The following is a 22,774-nucleotide window of genomic DNA, read 5'->3' as shown; positions in this document are numbered from 1 at the left end:
TTTCTATGCACAAGCCAATTGAACGATCTTAAAAATAAGAAACATTCCTGCGACCACAAGTGCCACACTTATTAATCCCGCAAATAATCTAAATAGAGCATACACACCAACAATACCAACGAAAATCAGTAAAGCGCCGAAGACCATTTTCACCAACAGAAGGAATAAAATATGCCTGAATAAAACCATTAGCGTAATCACCAGCGCAATGGCGAACATGTATTTTATTTTTTTTGACATCATGAATTCCCCCTGTTAGTTAGTAGTCAAATCATAAGTCTAATGACTTCACAGCCTGATCCTTTTGGTCCTGTGTAATTCCGATATATCTTAATGTAATGCCCGCGCTACTATGATTAAACATATCCATCAGCAGCGTAATATCAGTTCCATTCTTGTATTGATGATAACCAAAGGTTTTCCGCAATGAATGCGTCCCAATGTTTTTTAAGCCTATTGTGTCAGCTGCAGCCTTAATATTCCGCCAGGCAGTCACCCTGGTAATCGGCTTATCTTTAGATTTCTGGCCGGTGAAAAGGTAATGGTCAAGGTTCCCTTCATACCGGTGCTGAACATATTGAACGATTGCTTTTCGAACACCTTTAGTCATGGCAATTTTGTTGTGTTTCCCTGTTTTGGTTTCTCTCAATTCAAAGTAATCTAGGGGCTTCATTTTTTCGTCAATAACATCTTTGAATTTCAAATGAATTAAGTCACTAATCCGAAAAGCAGTGTTTATCCCGATAATGAAATATACGGCGTCACGTTCATTCATCGAATAAAGTAGCTTTTTCATGTTGTCTATATCTTTTCTGTTTCGGATCGGTTCAACTAAATTCATACAAATTACCTCTTCGTTTTAAATTAAGTCATGTGAAATCTAAATTCACAGTCCTTTTTGCATTACTTCTATTGTAATAGTGCTGCTGTTAGTTGAACAGTTTTTTCAATATCCCCGCCTGTTAGTATCTTCCGTTTATAAAGGTTACAAACCCTAGTATCACGGCAACAATAAATACAAGGAATCCACCCATAATATTAAAGAAAATAGAATGTTGAATGAAGAATGCCTTAAATTCATTTGGGAAAATCGCTTGAATTATGCATAAAGAGGCCACAATAGCACCAACAACAATACTTACGGTAAATCCTAAAAAATTTTTCTCTTTTCTTTCCATAACAGCGCCTCCTATTTTCAACGATTGCTTAATAATTTATACTTAATTAAGGGCTGAAGCAGCCCCATTTCCTTAACTCTTCGGGATTCCTGTTTGGCGACTGATCCCGGAGGGTTATAGTAGTTCGATTTTATCCTTATAAAGTTTAATCGGTATTCTTAGCCCAACTTGTTTTTGATCGTAAACTTCTTTAGGAACAGTTATGTCATAATTTTTTTCGTCTGCATAAATTTTAATGTAATAATTCTCAGTTGTTACTCCTGGTGTAGCTCCAGACATCATATAAATTCCACCACCTATAACAACCGGTGTTACGGTAAAATCCATACTCGAATCTGTAGTAGAATATTTGTCAATCACTAAAGCATCCAGCTTCTTCCCCTTCTTTAACACTTTTTCTTTCTCAATTCTTGCTTCTTCAGCTGCCTTTTCTATAAGACTATTGATATCTTTATCCATCTTTGTAAGGGTCTCGTCAGTCTCATGTACCATCCAATAGAAACCCACATACAAAAACATTAGAAAAGCAATGCAAATACCGGTAAACGATAAATATTCTCTCATGGTCTAAATTCTCCTTTCGTGTCATTAAAAAGGAAGGTCATCATCACTAACATCAATAGGCTTTCCACCTGTGAATGGATCTCTCCCCACACCAACATCAGCAAAACCTTCCCGGCTGTTACTTTGACCTTTAAATCCTTGATCGTATCCAGGGTTGGTCTCATTCTGATTCTTGTTCTTGGATTCTAAAAACTGAACGGAATCAGCTAACACCTCAGTTACCCAAACACGTTGCCCCTGGTTATTATCATAAGTGCGAGTCTGAAGACGGCCATCAACTCCTGCCATACTGCCTTTCTTTAAAAAATTAGCAACATTCTCAGCTGTCCTTCTCCATGCCACACAATTTATAAAATCTGCATCACGTTGACCGGATTGGTTTGTAAATGTACGATTCACAGCCAAAGTAAAAGTGACGACCGGTGTTCCATGTGGGGTATACCGAAGATCAGGGTCCTTTGTTAATCTTCCTACTAGAACTACTCTATTCAACATTTAATCTTCCCCTCCAAATCTATAATGTTCAGATCATTTATAAACCCAGCAACCAATGATTTATCTCTTATCATGCTATTTAACTGATTGAGAAAAAGCATCATTCCATTTCTTGTTTTTTCGGTATATTCCAGGTGCCAATCATCAAATTTTATGTAGAGACACTTTCCTCTTGGAGTATCAGAAATCCCAGCGTCAAACAAAAACTTAACCTTGTTAAGTTTCTCCGCAATCCTGGTAGCAGCTTCTTTACGACTAACATTCACTTCCCAATACTGAACATCCATTTTTTCACCCCTTTTCCTCTTTTTGAAAATGTAACACAATATCATTATAACATATGTTGTGTTACATTTTTATACTTTATTTTAACTTTTTCAAAAAAAAAAGAGTGCTAACCCCTTGGTACATAAGGGATTAGCACTCTTTTGAAAATGTAACACAATAACATTGTGTTACATTTCTTCGAATCTATAATAACCTCTTCGTGGTTTTTTTACTGAAGGATTTTTCTCCATAATTGATCTCATAAAATTTGTCATGTTAAGTATTTGCATATTTGTCTCTTTCTCAATCTTACTCCTAAGTTCATCAGCAGACAAACCGTCTGGATTGACTTTCAAAATATTAACGGCAACATGTTTTCTTATGTCTCTTTCAGGTTTTGACTTTTGATGAATTTCTAGCGAGGCTAATTGTTTAAGATCAGGAAGGTTTTTATATTCTTCTCTATCGATTTCTCTAAGACGCTCAAAAATCTGATTTCGTTGTTTCTGATACTCCTTGATCAAAGTGATTTCATCTTTGTCTATTTTTTCCAGACGATCTTGCAACGCTTGTCTTTCTGTAAGCATTTATATCTCTCCTTTATCTAAAGATATCGGCAGTCTTGAAAGAAGATCAAATTATAAAGAACTTTATACGGTGGGACAATGACCATGCTAAAATAAATAGATGAGAAGCTCTTATTGTCTTTATATGAAAGTGAGAAATGCTTCTTTAATTTGTGAAAACACTAATCTATATATTGTGTTTTTGCCATAGCTTGCTATACTTAAGATACAAAAAAAGACAACCACAATATGGTTGTCTAGTGTATATTATTCCTGTACATTTGCCGTGTATCTCAATAGCGATCTGCTGGCCCCTGAAAGGGGGTGATAAAATGTCAACTGAAGCTTATCAAGCTCTAATGGTATTTATTAGCTTCCAATCATCATTAATTGGTTTGGGCTCTTTAATTGTTGCCGTGTTGACTTTAAAAAACAAAAAATAGACCTCCCTTGAGCTCTGGAAAAGTTAAAGGGATAAGTCTATTAGGAAAAATACTCGAGCCAGCCCCTTAAGGACAGCTTGTGTACAGACCGGAGTGTTGGCGCACTCCGGTATTTTTTTATGCAAAAACATCTGTTTTTTTTACATTGGTCATCATATAGATGACTAACGTATAAATTATATAACCAGTATATACTCAGTATATTCAGTTTGCAATGCAAACAACAAAATGATAAAAAAAGTAACAAAATAAGGGCACTTGTTATTGAGTGTTGCAACAAGAATCTCCAGACAACAGCTTTATTTTTTCAACTATTAACTGTAGAGTCGGATTTTGAACTATATTTGTTTTAGGAATACGAGAAACGGTTAGTGCCAGTTTCTCTAATTCGTCAAGTATTAACAAGCGATTAAAATAAATTAAGTGCTCAGGGAGATTATGCAAAGCATCCGACATCCTATAACACACATCATTTACTATTGCTTGTTCCCTTTTAGGAAAATGTCCAGCACCTGATATTGAACGGATATATACGAGACCAAAATTTAATAAGTCTAGCCCTATACGCTTTAATTGTTCATCACTTATACTTACTTCTTTATTTACCAACTTTTTATCTCCCTTCTTTAGCTGAAAGAATGTGTCCGAGAATATTCAGCTCTATAAGTTATTTATCCTCTCGCTCCTGGATCACTGGCACTTCTTCAGCTTCCGCATCATCGGCGCAACGCACCTGGCTTCCTGGGTTTCCGCAACCGGCAGCATTTAATACAATAAGAAAAATAAAAAAGCTCCCTGAAGTGAGGGAGCTTGTCTTCAAAAAAAATTACCGTTCTCTGCTGTTTCTTCGTTGTGCGCTTGGACTACTGCGCTTCAATGTAGGATTCTCTTGAATAGTCACTTGCATCTTACCCTTTCGAGGTTGCGGCTTAGATTTTTCAGCCTCTTGCTTTAATGACTGTTCTAATTCTCGGACTTCCATAAATTTATTCAGGACGCCTATTGTATCACGTTCCGTCAGCAATCCGATGTGTTTAAGAAAATCCTTCTCGTGATTCATCCATTTGAGTTCCCGTTCCTGCAAAACAACCCATGATTCCTTATCCAAACCAGCTGCTTTCCAGTCAGCAATCGGATACTTAAACTTGGAGAAATTCTTATTGTTATTATTAGATGTGATGTACCCGATCAGGACTTCAGGCTCGAAAGCACCTTCAATGGATTTCTTTGAACCTAAAACAAGGACAGGCCGCGCTTTACGACCTGTCCCATCTCTAAATTCAGTTATCGCTAAATGTATATTGCCTAGCTCTAATTTTTTTGGATCTGTTTCAGCCAATTATCTTAATTCCTGGTGAAGTTCATTATTTTCATCTAACAGGATAGTCCCGTCAGCGTTTCGTTCCGGGTAGTTCTCCGGACGATTATATTGGGGGTCAGCCAGCAGTTCTTTCATTTTCTCACGAGCTTGCTCAATTGTTTTTATTTTTTCCATACAATTGACCTCCCTTTCTCTATAATATATTATACCATTTTAGCGATACTGAAGATACCTTTTAGCCTTTTTTTCCCTTGATTAATTCAGGTAAATCGGTGTTTTATCACCCCCTAACAAGCATATTTTTTTTGCTCCTATGTTGCTTTTGAGAATGTGTTTTTTCGCGATGTTTTGAAGCAGCTCTACGGACCTTCAGCACATCATTCCAATCCTTAGAAACCTCTTCCACCGGCAGATATCCTAGATCATTATAGTTGTCGTAATAAAGTTGTACTTTCTGTTGCATTTTCACCTGATTAGTCAGATCAACCTCTTTTACATCCTGTTTTAAAACTGATCCTATATCAGTTTTTCCATCTATAGTGTTAGCTTTTAACGCCCTGGCAGCTTCTTCTATTGCTATTGGCACCTGGATCTCATAAGGTTTTTCACTAGGCAGCTGTTTAGCACCAAAATACTTGCCAAAACCATAACCGTTCGTAATCTCATTTGTATTTCCAAGGTTCGTTTCAGCTTTATGAATAGCAGCTAGGTACTTCCAATCGACCCCATATTGGCTGCCGTATGTTTGATACAGTTCTAAATATTCTTTGGGAATATGATTGTCTGCCGGGATTAAGTTATGAAATTTGACTTCCTCCCCTTTAACAGAAAACTCATATTGTCGTATTTCATCCATAAATTTGTGGCCAGCATGGTCATTATCAACTCCGAAGTATACTCCTTCTGTCGGAGCCACACCACGGGATTTCATTGTATGCTTTATCAGGTTGAAAACCGTGTTTTTCTTCACTCCATTCATTGAAATGAGACGGCAATTAGATAATTGGTCTTTATACATTGTCCAATAACTTAACAGATCAATAGGTGCCTCAAAAAAATAAAGTTTTTTAGGGACGCCTAATGAGACATTAAAGCCATAATTCCGCTGAGAATTGGGTTTAATTTGTTTAAATGTCGTTCTCTTTCCGTCTTTATTCATTGTAATGGTACCCTGAAGATCGGCACCTACACGCTTGCCTGTATTCCCCCAAACAAACACACAGTTTTTTCTTTTATCCTGTCTCAGTAATCCTTTCGCTATTAGTGCATTTACTATTCCTTTATCGATGCCTCTTTCTTCAGTCAAGTAACGTTCGACTTGTTCTGTGGAGTTATCATGAACGATGTCATAAACGAATTCTTTTTGCGGCTGCTCTTTAACTTCTTTTGTATGCTTATAGTCTTTTTCAGTGAGCATTGATACAGCATCACGGAAGCTTTTTCCGTAAAATGTGCGAACAAAATCAATTGAATTGCCGTTCTTCCCCTGGGAAAACCACTGAAAGCTGTTTTTCTCTTTATCAATCATTAAGCTATCGTGTTCAGCGCCCTGATACCATCTATCGCTCAATTTAACAAGCTCATAACCATTGGCCTCACAGAAGCCTACAATATCAACTGCAGCTGCTTGTTTTATGACATCTTCACTTACTCTAGGCATTTAAACTCCCCCTTTTATAGTCATAAAAAAAAGACCAGGATTTATCCTGATCTCACATGTGTTTTCTTTAATTTTTAATGCTGTTCACCAACATAAAAAGCTCCTAGCTTTTCAATATCATTATCGAATTCCTTATCAAGTGGCAGCCTGTTTATCATGAGATTTCTGTATTCCGGTCCGCAGCATGCTTCCCGCGCTTTATATACATCTATTTGAAACACGGGCACTTGGTTAGTGCCAACTCTGAATTCATTAAAAACATACCATTCCTCACGCGGCAGCCTTGTTTCTTTTTCTAACAACATGTATTCGGACGTTACGTTTTTGAAACCATAATACTTCTCAAGAAGGAACACTATATCTTTTCCTGCCACACAAATATCATCCCTAACAAGCTGCTCAAATCTAAAATGAATACACCCAATTATCTCTATAAGCTTTAAAAGCTCTTCCTCAAATCGGGAAGGTTCAATGTCCTTTTCGATAAAAAGCAAATAATCTGGATCTCTCTCTTCATTGATATAGTGATCTAGTTTAAAAATCATTGGCTTCCTCTCCTTTAATTTCAGAATTGCCTACCGGCTCTGTTCCATTTCATACTGCATTTGTTGGTACTTACGCATGTTTTTCATGCTCTGATAATCTTTATCTAAAGCGTGCTTGATTTTATTGATATCTGATCTTTTTATGCGCCTACCCTTTGTATCCCATTGTCTATTTGATACTGAACTAGGAGCATAGGTACCTGAGCGATTCATTTGTTTTGATTGCGACTCACGCCTACGTATTTCGGCCATTTCCTTCAGCATGGAGTTCCCTAATTTAGTGTAGAGTTCTTTATGTTTATTTTTCCTATACTCTTTATATCTCTCTACCTGTTTTGGTCCATCTCCGTATACTGATTTTCTGAATTCCATTTCTTCTTTTAACGACTGATCCAGCTCTTTATAGTCTTCAGGATGATACTTTTGAATGTACATCGTAATCACACTGTCTATCTCCGGCCGAATATTATTCAAAGCATTGTTATTATATTTCCACAGCCTCATGTCTTCCGGCAGATTTTCGTAGATATGGTTATACATCTTAGTCATGTATGTATCCAATCTAGGCTGAAATTTAAGTCCTTTAGGAGCAATACGATCATGGATCAGCTGTGATATTTTGCTAAGTTCTTTGTCCCGATCCATGAGGGTGTTTGCAACCTTACTTTTCATTTTATCCAGGGTTTTTAATTTCCGATTCCCACGCCGAGCCTGGTAAACCTCACCTGTTTTTTTGTTCGTAAAGACGCCGTACTCTTTTGTCGGATTGGGTTCAACTAGCGCAATGTGGACATGGATATTATCAGTGTTGTAATGTATGGCTGCGGACCAAACGCCACTTTGTTCAAGCTGCTCTTCTCTTAATAAAACTTCCATTCCTTTTCGAATAGAGTTTTGAATTGCCCCTTCATTGACCCAGCCAGTTTGCGAGTTATAAATCCCGCGTTCTTCTAACCACTTGTTATCGAAACTTATGACATCTTGCCACATGACTGAATCATTTTTTTGTGCTTGTCTGAAAATCTCCTTCAGCTGATTTTTTTCTACTGGTGATAAGCTATCTTTGTGCTGGGTAAAGATCCCGCTGCTCTTTTCCGGGTTCCCCATATATTGATTGTATCCGTCTAATTTATTTACATTGTAAGTCTGAAATTTCTCCGTTCGGACGGCTTCATCACGATTGATATAATTGACATACTTCGAAAATTTTGTTGATTTGCCCGACACATATTTAGAGACTAATACAACGCCAGGAGAATCCATTATTTTTCACCTTTCTGCATTTCCTGCTTAGCCTTCTGTTCATCTTTCCTTTGCTTAAATGTAGCAATGTCATTACTAACTTTTTCTTTTGCCATCGATACTGACTCAGAGGTATGCTGGTCCGTTAAAACTGTCACAGGTAACGGGTTGGCCATGAGAAATGCATTCCAAAGCTCTAAGTTAATTTGAGCATTTTTATCGGTGTGTCCGGCGCGCACACGGATAACGTCAAGCGTCTTCTTAAAACGCTGAAATATTTTCTCGACAAGTGCATCTTGTTCTGATAATCTCGCTTTCATTTCATCGTGTTCAGCAAAGATCAGTTCAATTGTTTCATTCATTTTTGAGCAATTCTTCGCTTTCATTTCTTTTTCAATATAAGCAATACCATACGGTGATTCTGTCGGACCACTAAAGGTAAGATGCTTCTTTACTTTTGCCATATATCTAACCCTCACTTTCTAATATCTTTTTTACACATGACAGCACAAAATGATCTTTGCAGCTCATTTTTCCTTCTTTTTAAAGACGGTCTTTAATAAAGAAAAGACTTTGCGCTTTAAACACTGCGGCCAGCTTATTTGCTGCTTTAAAAAGAAATAAGGACAGCGTCCTCAATCGGTCGCTATCCTTCATTTACTCTGATGAATTCGTTAAGTACTTTGGTGTTTTGTTCGAGGGCGAATGCTACAGATTTAATGACTTCTCCTAATTCGCTTCGCACGCCCTCAACTTCATCCGCAACAACATGTTTATCAAGCAATTGGCGGAGGTATTCTTGCTGAGAAAGTCCTGCCTTCCTCGCTTTATCCGCAAGCCTATTCATTGTATCTTTTGAAAGACCTTTGATGTTGAGATCCGGCATTTGTTAACGCTCCTTTTCATCGATTTCTGCACATTACTTTGCAACGATCTGTTCAAATAAGTGTTTCTTTTTCCAAGGCTTTTTGCGGCAGCAAAAAGCCGGCCCCCGATTCCGAAGGAAGGAGGGGGTGGAAAAGGAAAGAGCATAAGGGGAAACTGGCACCATTTGCATGGTGAAACCGCAGTGCGGTTTGTTTTTTCGTGGTACCAGATTTATTGCTGAATGCACATAAAAAAAACATTTATGTTCAACCATTATTTAGGTGATTTAGAACTAAATGCACATAAATCTTTATTTTATGCACACGAAAAATAACTGTTTTCCATACAGAAATTTAGTCTTCGATGACGAGATTGCTCTTTCTTTTCTTCAATAATTCATTCCGTTTTTCAAGTTCACCTAGCATTTCTTTGCTCGTTTTTATTGCCTCTTCTTTTGAAGAAATTTTGCTTTCATTGGATGAAATTTGTGATTCTGTTTCCTCTTTTTCTTTACCGATCTGGTATTCCTTATCTTCTTTTAAAGACGAGATTCGAGAGTTTATTTGAGTAATTTCAACCGCATATTCTTTCTGTTTTTTCTCTTCTTCTTGAATCAATTTTTTATTATTTTTGATCTTTAAATCGATATATTTTGCTTCATAATAATCCTGATTTCTTTTCACAAAAACATCCTTTGTTTTCGTATCTGCAGATGAGGAATATATCTTTTTGCTCGACCCGATTGAGCTTGAATCTTCATCATTTTCATCAGTCAGCTGAACCGAAACTGCTGTCCAATCTTCCGGAATATCTCTTACAAACAACACATAAAAATCATCACGAATCTTGATGATTTCGGGATGATATTTCTTTCTCTTATTTGATTTTTCCTTAACAATTGCATCTAATTTTGGAGGAATATCTTGTAGAGAATCTGTGATCATCAAATCAATTTCAAGCATGTGATTGTCTGAAAAATAAGTTCGATCCGTCATTTCCACAGTCATGTTATTTATACTAACGGGGGTGTTTAGTTTTGTATTTTCTTCTTCAAACGGCGAATCAAAAATGACCCTGCTGGACAAGAAAAACAGCAGGATCATGGCAATAACACCTGTAGAAACTTTATATTTTGCACCGACAGTTTTAAATTTTATTTTCACTTTTTCGGTTCCCCTCCTTTACTCTGTAATACGTACGACGACCCCATTAAAATGACTTTTCCAATAGCTATTACTCATCTTTGCCACGCTAACACCATAACTATTTTGGCAATTTAAAAACTCTCCATTCCCGAGATAAATTCCAACATGACCGTTTACTTTGTAAGTATCAAAGAATACTAAATCGCCTCTTTTAATATTTGAATATTTGACTTTTTTTCCGCGTACAACAAGCGTATCTGTTGTTGTAGAGGCTAAGTTTCCAAGGGATAAACCTGCCTTGTTAAACGCATAATGTACAAAGCTGCTACAGTCGAAGATCCCCTTTAAAATGTCACTTTGATTTCTCCCCCCACCCATTACATAAGTGGACCTTCCTATATAAGCCGAGCCTTCTTTTATTGCTTTCTCAATAACTTTGTTTCCACCCTTTATTACCTCAACTTCTCCACCATTTTCACCGTTATTCGGCTTTAGGTACCTCATAACGTGCTCTACATACAGCTGATCACCATACATCCAAGTTCCGTTTGGGCGCTGCTGTCCGTTACTGTGAATTCGAGCAAAATCAGCAGCGTTTTCTTTTGTCCAACCTCCACTTTTCTTTATCGCCCAATTGATATATCCACTTCCAAAGTTATAGCCTTGCAGCGCCGTTTCTTTGACATTTTTTTTAGCTGCTTTGGCTGCTTTATATACTGAAGCAAAGTTTGCAACACCTACTTTGATTGATTCATGAGGATCGGTAATTGAGTTGGGAGGCAGCCCTTTTGATTCACTTGCTTGCATTACATCTAATGACTTCCCACCAGACTCTTGCATGATCAGTGCTAGTATTAAATCAACTAAATCTGGTATGTCATTCGCTTTACATTCTTTTTCTACAACTGCCCTATACTGTTCAACTTCTGGCGCAATGTTTATCGCAGATTCTCCGCCGCCTCCGCCCGAATCTGAACCTGATAGGCCAGAAATTATCCCTATCGCACAGACAATAACTACACATACTACAATCGTAATTAAACCGGCCCAAGAGCATAAAAAAAACAGAAGCGCGCGCTTCTGTAATTGTTTCTTAATTAAGTATTTCACTGCTTCTTTGGCGGCAGATGCCCCGTTATTCATTCTCTTTCAACCCTTTACCTGTTACAGCAAAATATGTTACGGTCCAATTATCTTCTCTTTTGTTTAAATCCAATTCAAATTCAACTTCAATAGTGCCAGTGACCTTCCTCTTATCATCCAATAATTCAGCATTAACACTGGCAATCCAATGAGGCTTTCCGTTTACTAAAGAGAAGCCTGAATAAGAAATGTCCTGTACTTTTCGATAAGCGAAAGGCTGCACTTTTGTATTGTTTTCTTCAGCAAGACTTAATTCCTTATAAAACTCCGGAGTCAAATATTTTTTTGACTCCTTTAAATGTTTGTCTTTATTTTTATAATCGTACGAGTAATATGATTCTATAAAGGATTTCAGTGTTTGTTGCATTTCTTGTTTATCTTTATCCTCTGCTTTTTCTTCCTTCACGACAGAACTTTTGTAGGTTGATTGCTCTGAACTATTCCCTTCAATTAAGCTTTCTTTTTGTTCATTCTTTGTTACCTTTTCTTTATTACTTCCGCCCATAAAATAAAGCAGCATAGCCCCAATAAAAACAATACATATGACTATAAACAGCTTCTTTTGCCTAACAATCTTTTTTTCTGCATTTTCTTCATTTGCCGGAATCTTTTTCAACATTAAGCCCCACCTTCAAACAGTTCAAGTTCCTCTTGGGTAGCCTCTACATGCATAACTAAATTACGATCCCCAGCTATCGAAAGAATACAATCACCAGTTTCAAATTTAGGCAGCAGAGCATACTCATTGTCTGTCATTTGGTCTTCAAATAAATTCTTAATTAATTTCATTGAAGTCTGATCTTGTTTGAACAGAGCTTTATACTGAGTTAACCCAAATATTTCACGAAGTTTATTTGCTGCTATAGCCATATCTGGATCAGAAGTATTGGTATTCGGAAACATCCGTTCAATACGCTGTGTAGCCAATACCAGACCACCAAAGAACTTACGTGCTTCAGACATAAGAGTAACAAAAAAGTTCGCGGTGTGAGCTTTTTTCAATTCCAACAAATTGTGACACTCATCAAGTATAATAAGGAATCTCGTAATATCGAACCAATGTATTTTACCTTTATCATAAGCTTCTTTTTCTTTTCTTCCAATATTCATCATCGTACCCCAAATTTGACTGAGCGCATTAAATATTTGGATATCCTTTACTTGATCGCTCAGCTGTGACAGGTTTCCGATGTCGTAAAATACGATCTGTTCATTCACCATATCCGGAATAGTAGTAATACCATCAAATATCTCTCCAAATTGAGTAACAAGGTTCTTTATTGACATAGCTATGTCGCCAATTCTGGACTTGAAATTTGGATCTTTTTCTGCATGATATCTTTCTTCACAATATGCTTGAAAATCAGATAATAATGGATATTCTTCAGGAGGTAATTGAGTGATATTGGAGCGTGCATCTTCTCCCCAAAAGTTATGCTTCTCGTAAAATCCATATACTAATTCATCAAATTGAACTAAAACATTATCATCGGATTTAGGGTTTTTAATTCGGTAACACGAATTTAATTTTGAAACATGCTGCCTAAAAGAAGCACTTTCGTCTATTACGACTTTGTCCCCTATTTTCTTTGTCACAGACGGGAATATCTGCATTAAATTTATACGGCCGTTGCTCCCATCCAAATCAATAGTAATTCCGCCCATATCAGCCGTAACGGATTGAAATTCACCTGATTTATCAAAGCCCCGAATAAAGTTACCTTTTGAAGCATTATCTCTTAGGATCTTTTTTAGAAGTGTTGACTTACCTGATCCCATATCCCCTGCCACAAACATGTTATAATATAGCCTTTTAGTTGTCTTATGGAACAAATCCCAATAAACTGTTCCTCTCGTTGATGTATAACCATAATAAACACCTGTTGGATCACTTAGACTGGTTTGATCATAAGCAAAACCTAAACCAATGGCCTCAGCAGGCATATCATTTCCTATTCTTTTGTTTGGCATGGTTAATTGAGTTTCATAATCAAGAAATAAGGATTGCCATTCTTCTTTATTTTCATCAAGAAACACTTTACTTTTAAAACCATCACTGTCAATACTCTTTTGAACTTCAGATATACGTTTTTCTAATTCCGATTGTGTGGCACCATGCAAAAAGATCCGGACGTGAATCTGTTTAATTACTTCTCCACCTTTGGTAATAGCCAACCCGAGTTCTCTTAAAGTCTGCAATTCTTCACGAGCTACATCTGCATCTGTTTCATTAGCTGCATTACGTATCCTCGATTTCATTTCATTAGTCGAGCTTTTTACCTTATCAGTATAATTGATGTCTTTTTGTGTATAGGTATCAATAGTAACAATTGTGTTATGAATACTAGTTAATTTGTTTAACCAGTATGGTGTGAAATTTTCCGGATAACGGTATACATGGAGACAAGCAACATATCCATCACCTGTACGATTAAAAAATTCATCCTTAAAAGAAATGCCACCCATTGGTTGGGTGGCATACACAAAATCTAAATCCTTAATAATTTTTTCCATATCCATTCACCGCCTAAATAAAGTTATTCATACCATGTAAGATCTTAATTTTTTTCTCGATAGAAATCGGCTGCGGTTCTAAAAAGTTTGTAAAGCGAGTTAAATCGTCAATCCTTTTAGTAAGTTCTTCTGCTGTTCTTCCAAAGACAATGAGGTACGTGCGACGACTTTTATATGTTTTTTCTATGAATTTCAACTTTTCGAGTTCAGCGTTTAATACTCTCAACCTTGCAAAGTTATTTGTTCGTTCAATTTTGTATTTAATATATTCTTGCTGAAGCTGATTATCTTCAGGCAAATTCATATGCACTTCTTTAAGAGGATCTGAATAAATTTGCTGTAGTTTCCAGTAGGACTCTGTTACAAAGTTAAACTCTTTTTCGTCTAGGATATTGGTGTCATAATGTTTAACGTCAAATACCTCAAAGTAGCCTTCTTTTAGTCCAAATTTTGTTTTTACATAACCCTCATCAGTATATCCACATACCGGATATACACGATTGATTCGATCAATACTCTTTTGTATTTTTTTTAATTTCCGTGTACTTCCTGATTGATTCTTCTTTTTAACTGACAGTGCATCAAAACCCATTTTAATCCTCCTGCTTTATCATGGAATAATTGACAGGCTCTTGTGCTTTATATGTCCGACTATCCTTTCTGAAAACCATGAGCGTCATTTCATAAATCTTTTTACTTGGTGAATCAGGACACGGCCAAAGATAAAATGTAGTGGCAAGCACGATAAATAATACAAAAGGTATCTGAAGATACGGGTATACCAAGCCTTTCATGAAATACCCGACAGCCAAACTCCCAATAATCACAAAACCATCCACAACCGTTAGTTTATTCCATTGTATTTTTGCTTGAATATTTTCTGGTACTGATACGGTTTGCCTCATTTATCAGTCCCCCCTTTGAATCCAGTATTTACAGTGTTTTTTGCGATATCGTAAGCTGTCCTTGAATTTCTTACTGACTTTGAATCATATATCCGTTGCGCCAAGTCAGCATACTTATTAACCAAGACATCCTTTGCAGTCATATTCGTAGTTGGCCTTTTTGTCATCTGATTTTTAAATGCTTCTGCAGTTGTTTGAACATGTTTAGGCATTCCAATCGGTTTATTGCTTACTGTACTCACTCCTTTAGGTGAGTAATCAAAACGGCCACCTCCCATATTTTGTACAGGTGCTCTATAGGTTGGTAAAACATTTCCTACGGCAGCGCGGTGGGTTGGCAAAATGTTACTTGCCGGTGTAGGCGCCGAATAAGTTGAATTAGAACCATTTGAAACGGAATTTACTATCGATGTATTACTGCTTGGTGCAACAGGTGTCAGTGAAGCCGGCGCCGCCTGTGAAATAGGACTGCTCGGCATAAGACTTCCTGAAGAATGTGAACCTGTATTCTGTGGCATAGTCGCAAACAACGAATCCCATCCATTATTGGAAGTGCTATTGTTTGCTGTGAGACCACTATTAATCGGCCCCTGAGACAATTGTCTACCAGGTGTAACTGATGTGTTTCCACCGATCTGACTAGAAATTGGTCCTACAGGTGGTATTTGAGATGACAATGGCGTATTAGTAGAGCTTCCTGGTACGTTTCCGCCGCCTTGTCCTGGAACTGGGATTCCTGTTGGCCCTTGGGACGATAATGGCGTATCAGAGCTTCCTGGCGCGTTTCCGCCGCCTTGTCCTGGAACTGGGATTCCTGTTGGCCCTTGGGGCGATAATGGCGTATCAGAGCTTCCTGACGCGTTTCCGCCGCCTTGTCCTGGAATTGGACTTCCTGTTGGCCCTTGGGACGATAATGGCGTATCAGAGCTTCCTGGCGCGTTTCCGCCGCCTTGTCCTGGAACTGAGCTTTCCCCTGTCATGTTAGACAACGGTGTATTTCCATCTTTGTCAGCAGCAGTCCCACCTGACTGACCAGGTTGTGCCCCTTCAGATGATGCCATATTAGATAACGGTGTATCTCCGTCTTTGTCAGCAGCAGATCCACCTGGTTGATCAGGTTGTATTCCTTCAGATGATGCCATATTAGACAACGGTGTATTTCCGTCTTTGTCAGTGGCCATTTCAATGTTTTTACCTTGCTGAGTACCTAGACCATCACTAGCTGCATCAGGACTCGACTGATCTTTTGATGCTTGTAATGGTGTATCTCCATCTTTTGATAGAATATTGTCTGATCCTTTCTCATTGTTGCTTCCAGCTTCTTCTTCGGAAGACATGGATGATAGTGGTGTATTATGATCTTCCATTGGAGATCCATTTTCTGTGCCTGATCTATCATCGCGATTTTCGATACCCTCTGTTGATGAATCGGAGCTATTTTCTTTATTCAAAGACGACAACGGAGAATCAGATTGTGACGATTTATCCTTCTCTTTCTGATCGTCACCAGACATCATTGCTTCTTTTAAAGCATCGTCTGACATAACATTAGTCGGTTTACCGGCTAATCCATGTGACAAAGGCGTGTCACCGTCTTTTCCAATTTTCCCCCCGTTACTTCCTCCACCACTTTTAGCAGCTTCCATGTTCTCTTTAAAACCATCAAGTATACCCTTTCCAGCACCCATACCAACTAAAGCAGCATCAGATGATTTCTTGGCAATTTTGCCTGCCATTTTCCCCGCCTTTTTAGCTGTTGATGCCGTAAAGTCCGTAGCCATTTTTGCTGTTTTAGCACCTGCAAATAGCCCAACTAAACTCCGCGAAATGCTCTTCAATCCAGAATCTATACCAAACATTTCTTCTATAAAGTTAGGACCATCCACCGTTAAAATAGCTGCTGCAATCAATACAACTATTTTTATTGGTGCAGATATGTCAGCTTGGCCAATGTAATCTGTAAAAAGGATGTAACATTGTAACAAAAGCTCGATTGAAAATAAGACAATGAAAGTATTCTTTATCTTCTCCAAGAACTTTTTATTACGTTGACCGTTTTCAAGATCCGTTAAAGCAGTTCCTACACTGAAAATCTTTAAGATTCCTAGTTCCATGATTAACTGCGCTGTCTTAAACATGGTCATAAATAAAACAAATGCTATGGTACCAAGTTCAAACATCATGTACCAAGGGTGCCAAGAATATCGATAATAGGCTTCATCATCTTGTATCCAAAATGACTCAAGATCCTCTAATTTCTTCTCTCCGGATGCATCGCTTACTTTTTTATCTAATATTTTTTCGCCATCTTTAGTTAACGGACTAGAGTGAAAAATTCCACCTGTATCAACTGGCTCCGTTATATCTAAAAGTTTCACATCCTCGTCATTCTCGATATTATTTTTCTTCTTTAGCTTTTTGAATTCTTTCTTACTCCACTCAGCATCCTTGTCGATTTTATAAACATCGACTATATTGTTTTGATATATTTTAGTGGAAACACTAAGCTTTCCGTCTTCATCAAGCATTCCTTTCCCAGCAAGCAAGAGATCCGACGCCTGCTGCATCCCCCATGGCAGTACAAGGAAAAGAGTTAAAGCAAATAATGAATTTGTGATTATTTTGTCGTAATCAGTTTTCTTCTGAACTATGATTTTCCATCCAAGAAAGCCAAGCGCCAATGCCATTAATGCAAAAATGACAGGCATCCACTTATCTATAAAGCCACTAATTTGGTCACTATCGAAGAAATTAAGCAAATCATAAATCTCTTCAATCCCCCCAGATAGGGCATCTACAATTGCGGCCAGGCCCATAATAACCCACCATCCGATGACTCGGAATGGTGCGGTCCAAATTGAAGTCAGGGATAGGTAATCTTGAAACCTAAGCAGTATTTTCAGAATCTCTGAATCATCCATAAACAACCCTCACTTACTCTATATGTGTTTTAATTTGTTCATAAATTTCTTTTTTCTCTGGCGCTCTAAAAAAGGCCCTTAATTCCTCAACTGTTTTCAGACTATCGAAATACGCATATTCGCTTTCAGATAATTGCTTATGAGCAAGTAACTTTATATACACGTAATGATCAGGTTTAATTGCATCAGAAATAGGTGTACTCGTTTCGTACACCTCTTCAAGTGAATTCATAATAATATCCTCCTCACTTGCTTCTAAATCATCTTCATGTAATGATTCATTCATTGGCGGATCTTCATAAAATCCATGTTCGTTCATATTCTCAACTGGAATTGAGGCGAATAGTGAATCCATTCCCTCTGAAGATTCAGTAAACCCAATCGGTTCTTCAGGCAATGGGAATTCACTAGAAACAGGTTCACCAGGAGCCTTTTTAGCTTTTTGTTTTTTCCCTTTACCTGGTTTACTTTTTCTTTCCTCCTTCACAGGTTCATTAAATTCAAATTCAATCAATAAGCTTTCCAGATCCAGTGTTTCATGCTCTCCTCTAAACCCTAAATCACCAAGAGCAATCTTATTATCAAAACGATGCATCAAATACTCGTATCTATGCAGCATATTTGTTCCGTTATCTAAAGAAGCAAAAATCGGATAAGGAACTACCCTATTTCTTTTTAAGTCCTCACGTTTTTTAGTCCTTAAAACAACCCACTCACCTTTTTTCAACCTTCTTAGCTCGTCAGGAAGCATTAAAGGCCTTTCTTCTTCTCTTTCGCTATACGATTTATGAACGTCCATTAAATCACCCTGACGATCTGCAGAAATTACCGTGGTAACACCCAATTTTTCACTAAACTTTTCGGCGTCCTCCCACTCGTCACTCATAATGTAAATCTGGTTACCCAAGTTCCCCATTATTGCCACGGCCATGTCGTCTCCGTAGACATCACGTAGCTGAGAAACGTTTTGAATAACAAGCGTATAGAGCATACCTCGGCTTAGACCAACTGCCAGGGATCTATTTAACCCTTCAATTGGCGGGATATTAGCGACTTCTTCAAAGAGAAACCTTACTTTCCTTGGAAGTGTACTTTCTTTGGATAATGTAGCTTTCTCGGAAAGCACAGCGTTTACTTGTGATAAGAAAGTAGAAATAATAGTGTAGTTAGAATCATCCCAATCGGGGTAGACAATGAATAACGCGACTGGTTTTTCTCCGTAAGCTAAATCCTCAATATTCAAGTCATTACGAGCTGTCATTCGGGCGATTGTATCGTAAGTATAGTTTTTAAGTTTGGCCATTGTACCTGTGTAAATACCGCTGCGTGTTATGCCTTGTGAAAATTGAATTGTCCCATACTGTAACTTAGCAGGGTGAGAAGGCGGCAAATTACCAAAGAAATGATCAAGTCGTGTATACCCGTCTTCATCTGGATTACTTCCAAGTTCGTTTAACATAACTGTCAATGTATACATCGTGATATTTTCTGGCTGTCCATTCTTAATGCACAAATCACAAACCGCGAGAATCAAGGCGTTTACCAATGCAATAGATGCATTTTCCCACATAGGATCTGCATGTGACTTATCATTATGGAACAGTGAGTAAGATAGTGTATTACAAAGCATTTGGGCTTTAGAATAGTCTTTCTTCAAATATGCTTGTTTAACTAATTCCAATGGATTATAGGCCATTCCCCAATACGGATTCAATAAGTTGAAACACATAACTTCATAACCGTACTTTTCGAATTCAGCGCGGGTATTTTTAAGCATGTCACCTTTTATATCTGTAATTACTACAGAGTCTTTTTCTTTTGCTCTCATAATGACATCTAAATATGGATAGGAATAAGTTTCAGTCTTACCAGATTGTGTTGAAGCAACCACAAGGGTATGAGTTGAGTTTGTGTCAACGTAAAGATGGTCATTAAAATGAACAATCGGCATTCCTGCACTGCCTTCATACTCATTATCATCATCTTTAACAGCCTTATAGGTTTCTTGAATCTCCATAATCTCAGTCCATCGTGCTGTACCTTTCGTTTGCTTATTGATATCACGAAAAGCGATTCTAAACCTATACACTTGTCTCAATATGAAAATTGAAGCAAGAACGTACACTACTCCATAAACAATGCCCATACTCCAATCAAATTCAAAAAACCACTTCCAGGTCATCGAACTAAAAGGACTTGAAAGCTGTGACTGGTCAAAGTTTTTAAAAGAAGAGAGTATTACGGGAATCTGTTTTAAAAGATGTATGAAAAAATTAGTAATACACGTCACTGCTACATAACAAAACAGTGTAAAGGCAATCAAAAAATACTTATCTGCAAATACTTTTTTCCACTGTTTAAACTCCTTGTGCAAAAGATCACCTCAAAAAAAGAAGCCGTAAACACGGCTTCCTCACTTCTATTATCTTTCTAGACCTTTAACTTTTCTTGAACCTTTCAAATTTGAGGGCTTTTTAATTTGAACTTCAACTTTTCCTTTTTCAGTCCCTTTATTCTCTAGTTCCCTTTCAGTTGACAGATCTTTTTCATTTTTTTTCATCAGCACATCATCTTTTGATAGCTGTTCAAGATATTTAGATTTATTTTGATTATACTGCTCATAAGTTAGAGGTTCAGGCACAGTTGTAGGCCAAGGTACTTGTTTAATTTTCATCTCTTTAGAAAAATCATTAATAAAGGAGTTAGTCATATTAACAGCAGTTGCTATCTGTTTATTAAGGTTATCTGCTGCCATTGTCCTTAATAAAATAACCGGATATTCCGGATCTTTACTAAAATTAGAACGAATTTCTCCTTCCAACTCTTTGATGACAGCGTAATCTGGGGATTCATTCTTCAACATAGATCTGTTCTCGTCATGAACTAACGCTAAATGTTTTGTATACTCGTTGATGTAAAGTTTACTTTCATTCTCCAACATGCCTTCCTTGAACTGGTCTGGAAAGATTTGATGAATTGGTTTAGACTCACGATAATCGGCCACATAATTCTGATACTCGTTTTGAGAAGAAATAAATCCCATCAAACTTGTATCTTGTTCTGATCTGCCTGTGAAATTATTACCTCGTAAAGATGAAAAGGTTTGTGAGTTAACCATTGTCCTATACAACTCATCATACGCTTCAAGACTATTTCCAGGAGTCAAGTTTTCTCCTTGTTCTTTGAAGTAGCTTCCTAAAGCTGTTTCAATTCGTTCCCCAAATACATTAATATTTATTTGAGATTCTCTTCCAGCTAGAATCTCAATTTTAGAAAACTTGCTTCTGAAATCGCTACTTCTTACTTGGTTCTCACAGTAGTTATAAAGCTTTACCTTTTCGGACAATTGATTAATTTTTTTTCTGTTAAAGATTTTGTTCAGGAAGGTATTGGCTTGATTAAGTTCATTTAAAGCTCTTTTTTTGCCTTCGCTGAGAGCCGATCCAAGAGCATTTAGATAAGGTGACGCCTTCTTTTCCATATCAACATCATATCGATCAACGTTATTGGCCAAAGCTTCCTCCTTTCTGCTTAACAATGTTAAAGCTTTTTGTAAGAGGCTACTAGGTTGCTGACCTTATTTCCAATGTCAATTACCCAGCCGGGAACTGTTAGCGGGCTATTTCCTGATTCAACGTTGAAATAAACCTGTACGCCGATAATAAGAAGAATGGCAAACAAAATGAGCTTGGAGGACCCAAGCCCAGGCGCTGCCATTCGTTTTCTACGTTTGGCCAAAGCTTTCTTATGTTTGTCTTCCTTTTTCTTTTCTTTAGCCAACTTTTTATCTAATTCTAGTTTTTCTTTCTTAATTTCTTCAATCAATTCAATCTTGGCCATCTTAAGTTGCTTTTCAAGGTCACGCATAGCAGCTGATTCTTGTGCCACTATAGGCGGATGTATTTCACGTTTATTTTTACGATCAGGTACATACTGTTTCTGCTTTTTAAGAAAAGCTATTCCTTTACTGAATCCATTGGATAAATGCGTTTTTACAGCTGCAGCTGGTTTTCCTTTTTTGTTTTCCTCGACAATTTCTTCAGCCTGGCGGGCACGCTCTGCCTCAGCTGCCTCTTGCCGGGCCTTCTCTTCAGCCTGGCGGGCACGCTCTGCTTCAGCTGCCTCCTGCCGGGCTTCCTCTTCAGCCTGGCGGGCACGCTCTGCCTCGGCTGCCTCCTGCCGGGCCTTCTCTTCAGCCTGGCGGGCACGCTCTGCCTCGGCTGCCTCCTGCCGGGCCTTCTCTTCAGCCTGGCGGGCACGCTCTGCTTCAGCTGCCTCCTGCCGGGCTTCCTCTTCAGCCTGGCGGGCACGCTCTGCCTCAGCTGCCTCCTGCCGGGCCTTCTCTTCAGCCTGGCGGGCACGCTCTGCCTCAGCTGCCTCCTGCCGGGCTTCCTCTTCAGCCTGGCGGGCACGCTCTGCCTCGGCTGCCTCCTGCCGGGCCTTCTCTTCAGCCTGGCGGGCACGCTCTGCCTCGGCTGCCTCCTGCCGGGCCTTCTCTTCAGCCTGGCGGGCACGCTCTGCCTCGGCTGCCTCCTGCCGGGCCTTCTCTTCAGCCTGGCGGGCACGCTCTGCCTCGGCTGCCTTAGGATCTAGTTCATTTTTCTTTCTGCCTTTAAAAAAACCTAAATTCGGAACTGAAAACAGCTTCTTATTACATTCCTGTTCAACAGCTTCCTCTTCCATGGCTTTTGATAACATTTGAAGCAATGCATCTTTTTCTTCCTGCGGACTGTCTTTAAAAGTAGTATCTAATGTTCTGCTTACGAGAAAGAGTAGGTTGTTCGAAATCCCTTCTCCAACAGAAAAAGATTCCCGAAAGAGAACTGAATTATCTTCATCGTCAAAGATAGTTAATACTATTTCCGCATTAAGGTTATTTTCCTCAGCAAATCTCTCTAATTCCGCCATTTTCGAGGAAGCTAAACGTATACTGTATTGTTTTCTGGATGGAATAATGGATCGAAATTTTCTCCCACCCTTAAACGAAGCTCGAATCAT

At 38.2% G+C, this 22,774-nt stretch carries 25 protein-coding genes; all 25 read right to left on the bottom strand.

Annotated elements, in window-relative coordinates; all coding sequences use genetic code 11:
* Positions 1 to 3 precede the first annotated feature (3 nt).
* The gene (locus PUN35_RS22145) at positions 4 to 243 is read right to left on the bottom strand and encodes a hypothetical protein (protein WP_013603235.1); all 240 of its coding nucleotides are present in this window, start codon (positions 241 to 243) and stop codon (positions 4 to 6) included.
* 28 nt (positions 244 to 271) lie between these two features.
* Positions 272 to 841 (bottom strand): site-specific integrase, encoded by a 570-nt coding sequence (locus PUN35_RS22140; RefSeq protein ID WP_013603234.1) that lies wholly within the window; start codon positions 839 to 841, stop codon positions 272 to 274.
* Positions 842 to 962: 121 nt separating this feature from the next.
* Positions 963 to 1,178 (bottom strand): hypothetical protein, encoded by a 216-nt coding sequence (locus PUN35_RS22135; RefSeq protein ID WP_013603233.1) that lies wholly within the window; start codon positions 1,176 to 1,178, stop codon positions 963 to 965.
* Between the two features lie 114 nt (positions 1,179 to 1,292).
* The gene (locus PUN35_RS22130) at positions 1,293 to 1,742 is read right to left on the bottom strand and encodes a hypothetical protein (protein WP_013603232.1); all 450 of its coding nucleotides are present in this window, start codon (positions 1,740 to 1,742) and stop codon (positions 1,293 to 1,295) included.
* 24 nt (positions 1,743 to 1,766) lie between these two features.
* Entirely contained in the window at positions 1,767 to 2,237 is a 471-nt protein-coding gene (gene ssb, locus PUN35_RS22125; RefSeq protein ID WP_013603231.1) for a single-stranded DNA-binding protein, read from the bottom strand.
* Positions 2,231 to 2,524 carry a hypothetical protein gene (locus PUN35_RS22120; RefSeq protein WP_013603230.1) on the bottom strand — a complete coding sequence of 98 codons (294 nt, stop codon included), beginning with the start codon at positions 2,522 to 2,524 and terminating at the stop codon, positions 2,231 to 2,233. Before PUN35_RS22120 ends, ssb begins: the two co-directional genes overlap by 7 nt.
* 168 nt (positions 2,525 to 2,692) lie before the next feature.
* Entirely contained in the window at positions 2,693 to 3,091 is a 399-nt protein-coding gene (locus PUN35_RS22115; RefSeq protein WP_013603229.1) for a Rok-like winged helix domain-containing protein, read from the bottom strand.
* Positions 3,092 to 3,774: 683 nt separating this feature from the next.
* Positions 3,775 to 4,122, bottom strand: coding sequence for a hypothetical protein (locus PUN35_RS22110; protein ID WP_013603227.1), 348 nt, complete (start codon positions 4,120 to 4,122; stop codon positions 3,775 to 3,777).
* Positions 4,123 to 4,339: 217 nt separating this feature from the next.
* Positions 4,340 to 4,852 carry a type II toxin-antitoxin system PemK/MazF family toxin gene (locus tag PUN35_RS22105; RefSeq protein ID WP_013603225.1) on the bottom strand — a complete coding sequence of 171 codons (513 nt, stop codon included), beginning with the start codon at positions 4,850 to 4,852 and terminating at the stop codon, positions 4,340 to 4,342.
* Complete coding sequence (locus PUN35_RS22100; RefSeq protein ID WP_013603224.1) at positions 4,853 to 5,008, bottom strand: hypothetical protein; 156 nt, start codon at positions 5,006 to 5,008, stop codon at positions 4,853 to 4,855.
* Positions 5,009 to 5,114: 106 nt separating this feature from the next.
* Positions 5,115 to 6,494, bottom strand: coding sequence for a DUF3991 and TOPRIM domain-containing protein (locus tag PUN35_RS22095; RefSeq protein WP_013603223.1), 1,380 nt, complete (start codon positions 6,492 to 6,494; stop codon positions 5,115 to 5,117).
* A gap of 74 nt (positions 6,495 to 6,568) precedes the next feature.
* The gene (locus PUN35_RS22090; protein ID WP_013603222.1) at positions 6,569 to 7,039 is read right to left on the bottom strand and encodes a hypothetical protein; all 471 of its coding nucleotides are present in this window, start codon (positions 7,037 to 7,039) and stop codon (positions 6,569 to 6,571) included.
* 30 nt (positions 7,040 to 7,069) lie between these two features.
* On the bottom strand, positions 7,070 to 8,302 hold the full coding sequence (mobP2, locus tag PUN35_RS22085; RefSeq protein WP_013603221.1) for a MobP2 family relaxase: 1,233 nt from the start codon (positions 8,300 to 8,302) through the stop codon (positions 7,070 to 7,072).
* Entirely contained in the window at positions 8,302 to 8,745 is a 444-nt protein-coding gene (locus PUN35_RS22080; RefSeq protein WP_013603220.1) for a hypothetical protein, read from the bottom strand. Before PUN35_RS22080 ends, mobP2 begins: the two co-directional genes overlap by 1 nt.
* A gap of 182 nt (positions 8,746 to 8,927) precedes the next feature.
* A complete protein-coding gene (locus PUN35_RS22075) occupies positions 8,928 to 9,167 on the bottom strand; it encodes a hypothetical protein (RefSeq protein WP_013603219.1) in 240 nt (79 codons plus the stop codon).
* Positions 9,168 to 9,501: 334 nt separating this feature from the next.
* Positions 9,502 to 10,311, bottom strand: a complete 810-nt coding sequence (locus tag PUN35_RS22070) for a coiled-coil domain-containing protein (protein ID WP_013603217.1) — start codon at positions 10,309 to 10,311, stop codon at positions 9,502 to 9,504.
* A gap of 18 nt (positions 10,312 to 10,329) precedes the next feature.
* The gene (locus PUN35_RS22065) at positions 10,330 to 11,436 is read right to left on the bottom strand and encodes a bifunctional lytic transglycosylase/C40 family peptidase (RefSeq protein ID WP_013603216.1); all 1,107 of its coding nucleotides are present in this window, start codon (positions 11,434 to 11,436) and stop codon (positions 10,330 to 10,332) included.
* Positions 11,429 to 12,055 carry a hypothetical protein gene (locus PUN35_RS22060; protein WP_013603215.1) on the bottom strand — a complete coding sequence of 209 codons (627 nt, stop codon included), beginning with the start codon at positions 12,053 to 12,055 and terminating at the stop codon, positions 11,429 to 11,431. Before PUN35_RS22060 ends, PUN35_RS22065 begins: the two co-directional genes overlap by 8 nt.
* The gene (locus tag PUN35_RS22055) at positions 12,055 to 13,950 is read right to left on the bottom strand and encodes a VirB4 family type IV secretion system protein (RefSeq protein WP_013603214.1); all 1,896 of its coding nucleotides are present in this window, start codon (positions 13,948 to 13,950) and stop codon (positions 12,055 to 12,057) included. The genes PUN35_RS22060 and PUN35_RS22055 overlap by 1 nt, the downstream gene beginning before the upstream one ends.
* 13 nt (positions 13,951 to 13,963) lie before the next feature.
* Complete coding sequence (locus PUN35_RS22050; protein ID WP_013603213.1) at positions 13,964 to 14,542, bottom strand: hypothetical protein; 579 nt, start codon at positions 14,540 to 14,542, stop codon at positions 13,964 to 13,966.
* Between the two features lies 1 nt (position 14,543).
* On the bottom strand, positions 14,544 to 14,855 hold the full coding sequence (locus PUN35_RS22045) for a DUF5592 family protein (RefSeq protein WP_013603212.1): 312 nt from the start codon (positions 14,853 to 14,855) through the stop codon (positions 14,544 to 14,546).
* Positions 14,852 to 17,776, bottom strand: a complete 2,925-nt coding sequence (locus tag PUN35_RS22040; protein WP_061113857.1) for a pLS20_p028 family conjugation system transmembrane protein — start codon at positions 17,774 to 17,776, stop codon at positions 14,852 to 14,854. Before PUN35_RS22040 ends, PUN35_RS22045 begins: the two co-directional genes overlap by 4 nt.
* A 13-nt stretch (positions 17,777 to 17,789) precedes the next feature.
* A complete protein-coding gene (locus PUN35_RS22035; protein WP_013603210.1) occupies positions 17,790 to 20,150 on the bottom strand; it encodes a VirD4-like conjugal transfer protein, CD1115 family in 2,361 nt (786 codons plus the stop codon).
* Positions 20,151 to 20,198: 48 nt separating this feature from the next.
* Positions 20,199 to 21,290: a hypothetical protein gene (locus PUN35_RS22030; protein WP_013603209.1), complete on the bottom strand. Its 1,092-nt coding sequence runs from the start codon at positions 21,288 to 21,290 to the stop codon at positions 20,199 to 20,201.
* Positions 21,291 to 21,316: 26 nt separating this feature from the next.
* The gene (locus PUN35_RS22025) at positions 21,317 to 22,774 is read right to left on the bottom strand and encodes a hypothetical protein (RefSeq protein WP_013603208.1); all 1,458 of its coding nucleotides are present in this window, start codon (positions 22,772 to 22,774) and stop codon (positions 21,317 to 21,319) included.

It is taken from the genome of Bacillus sp. N3378-2at (assembly GCF_033412715.1).
GTDB classification, from domain to species: Bacteria; Bacillota; Bacilli; order Bacillales; family Bacillaceae; genus Bacillus; species Bacillus subtilis.
The sequence above is the reverse complement of the archived record's forward strand: the minus strand, read 5'-3'. Positions and strand labels throughout refer to the sequence as shown.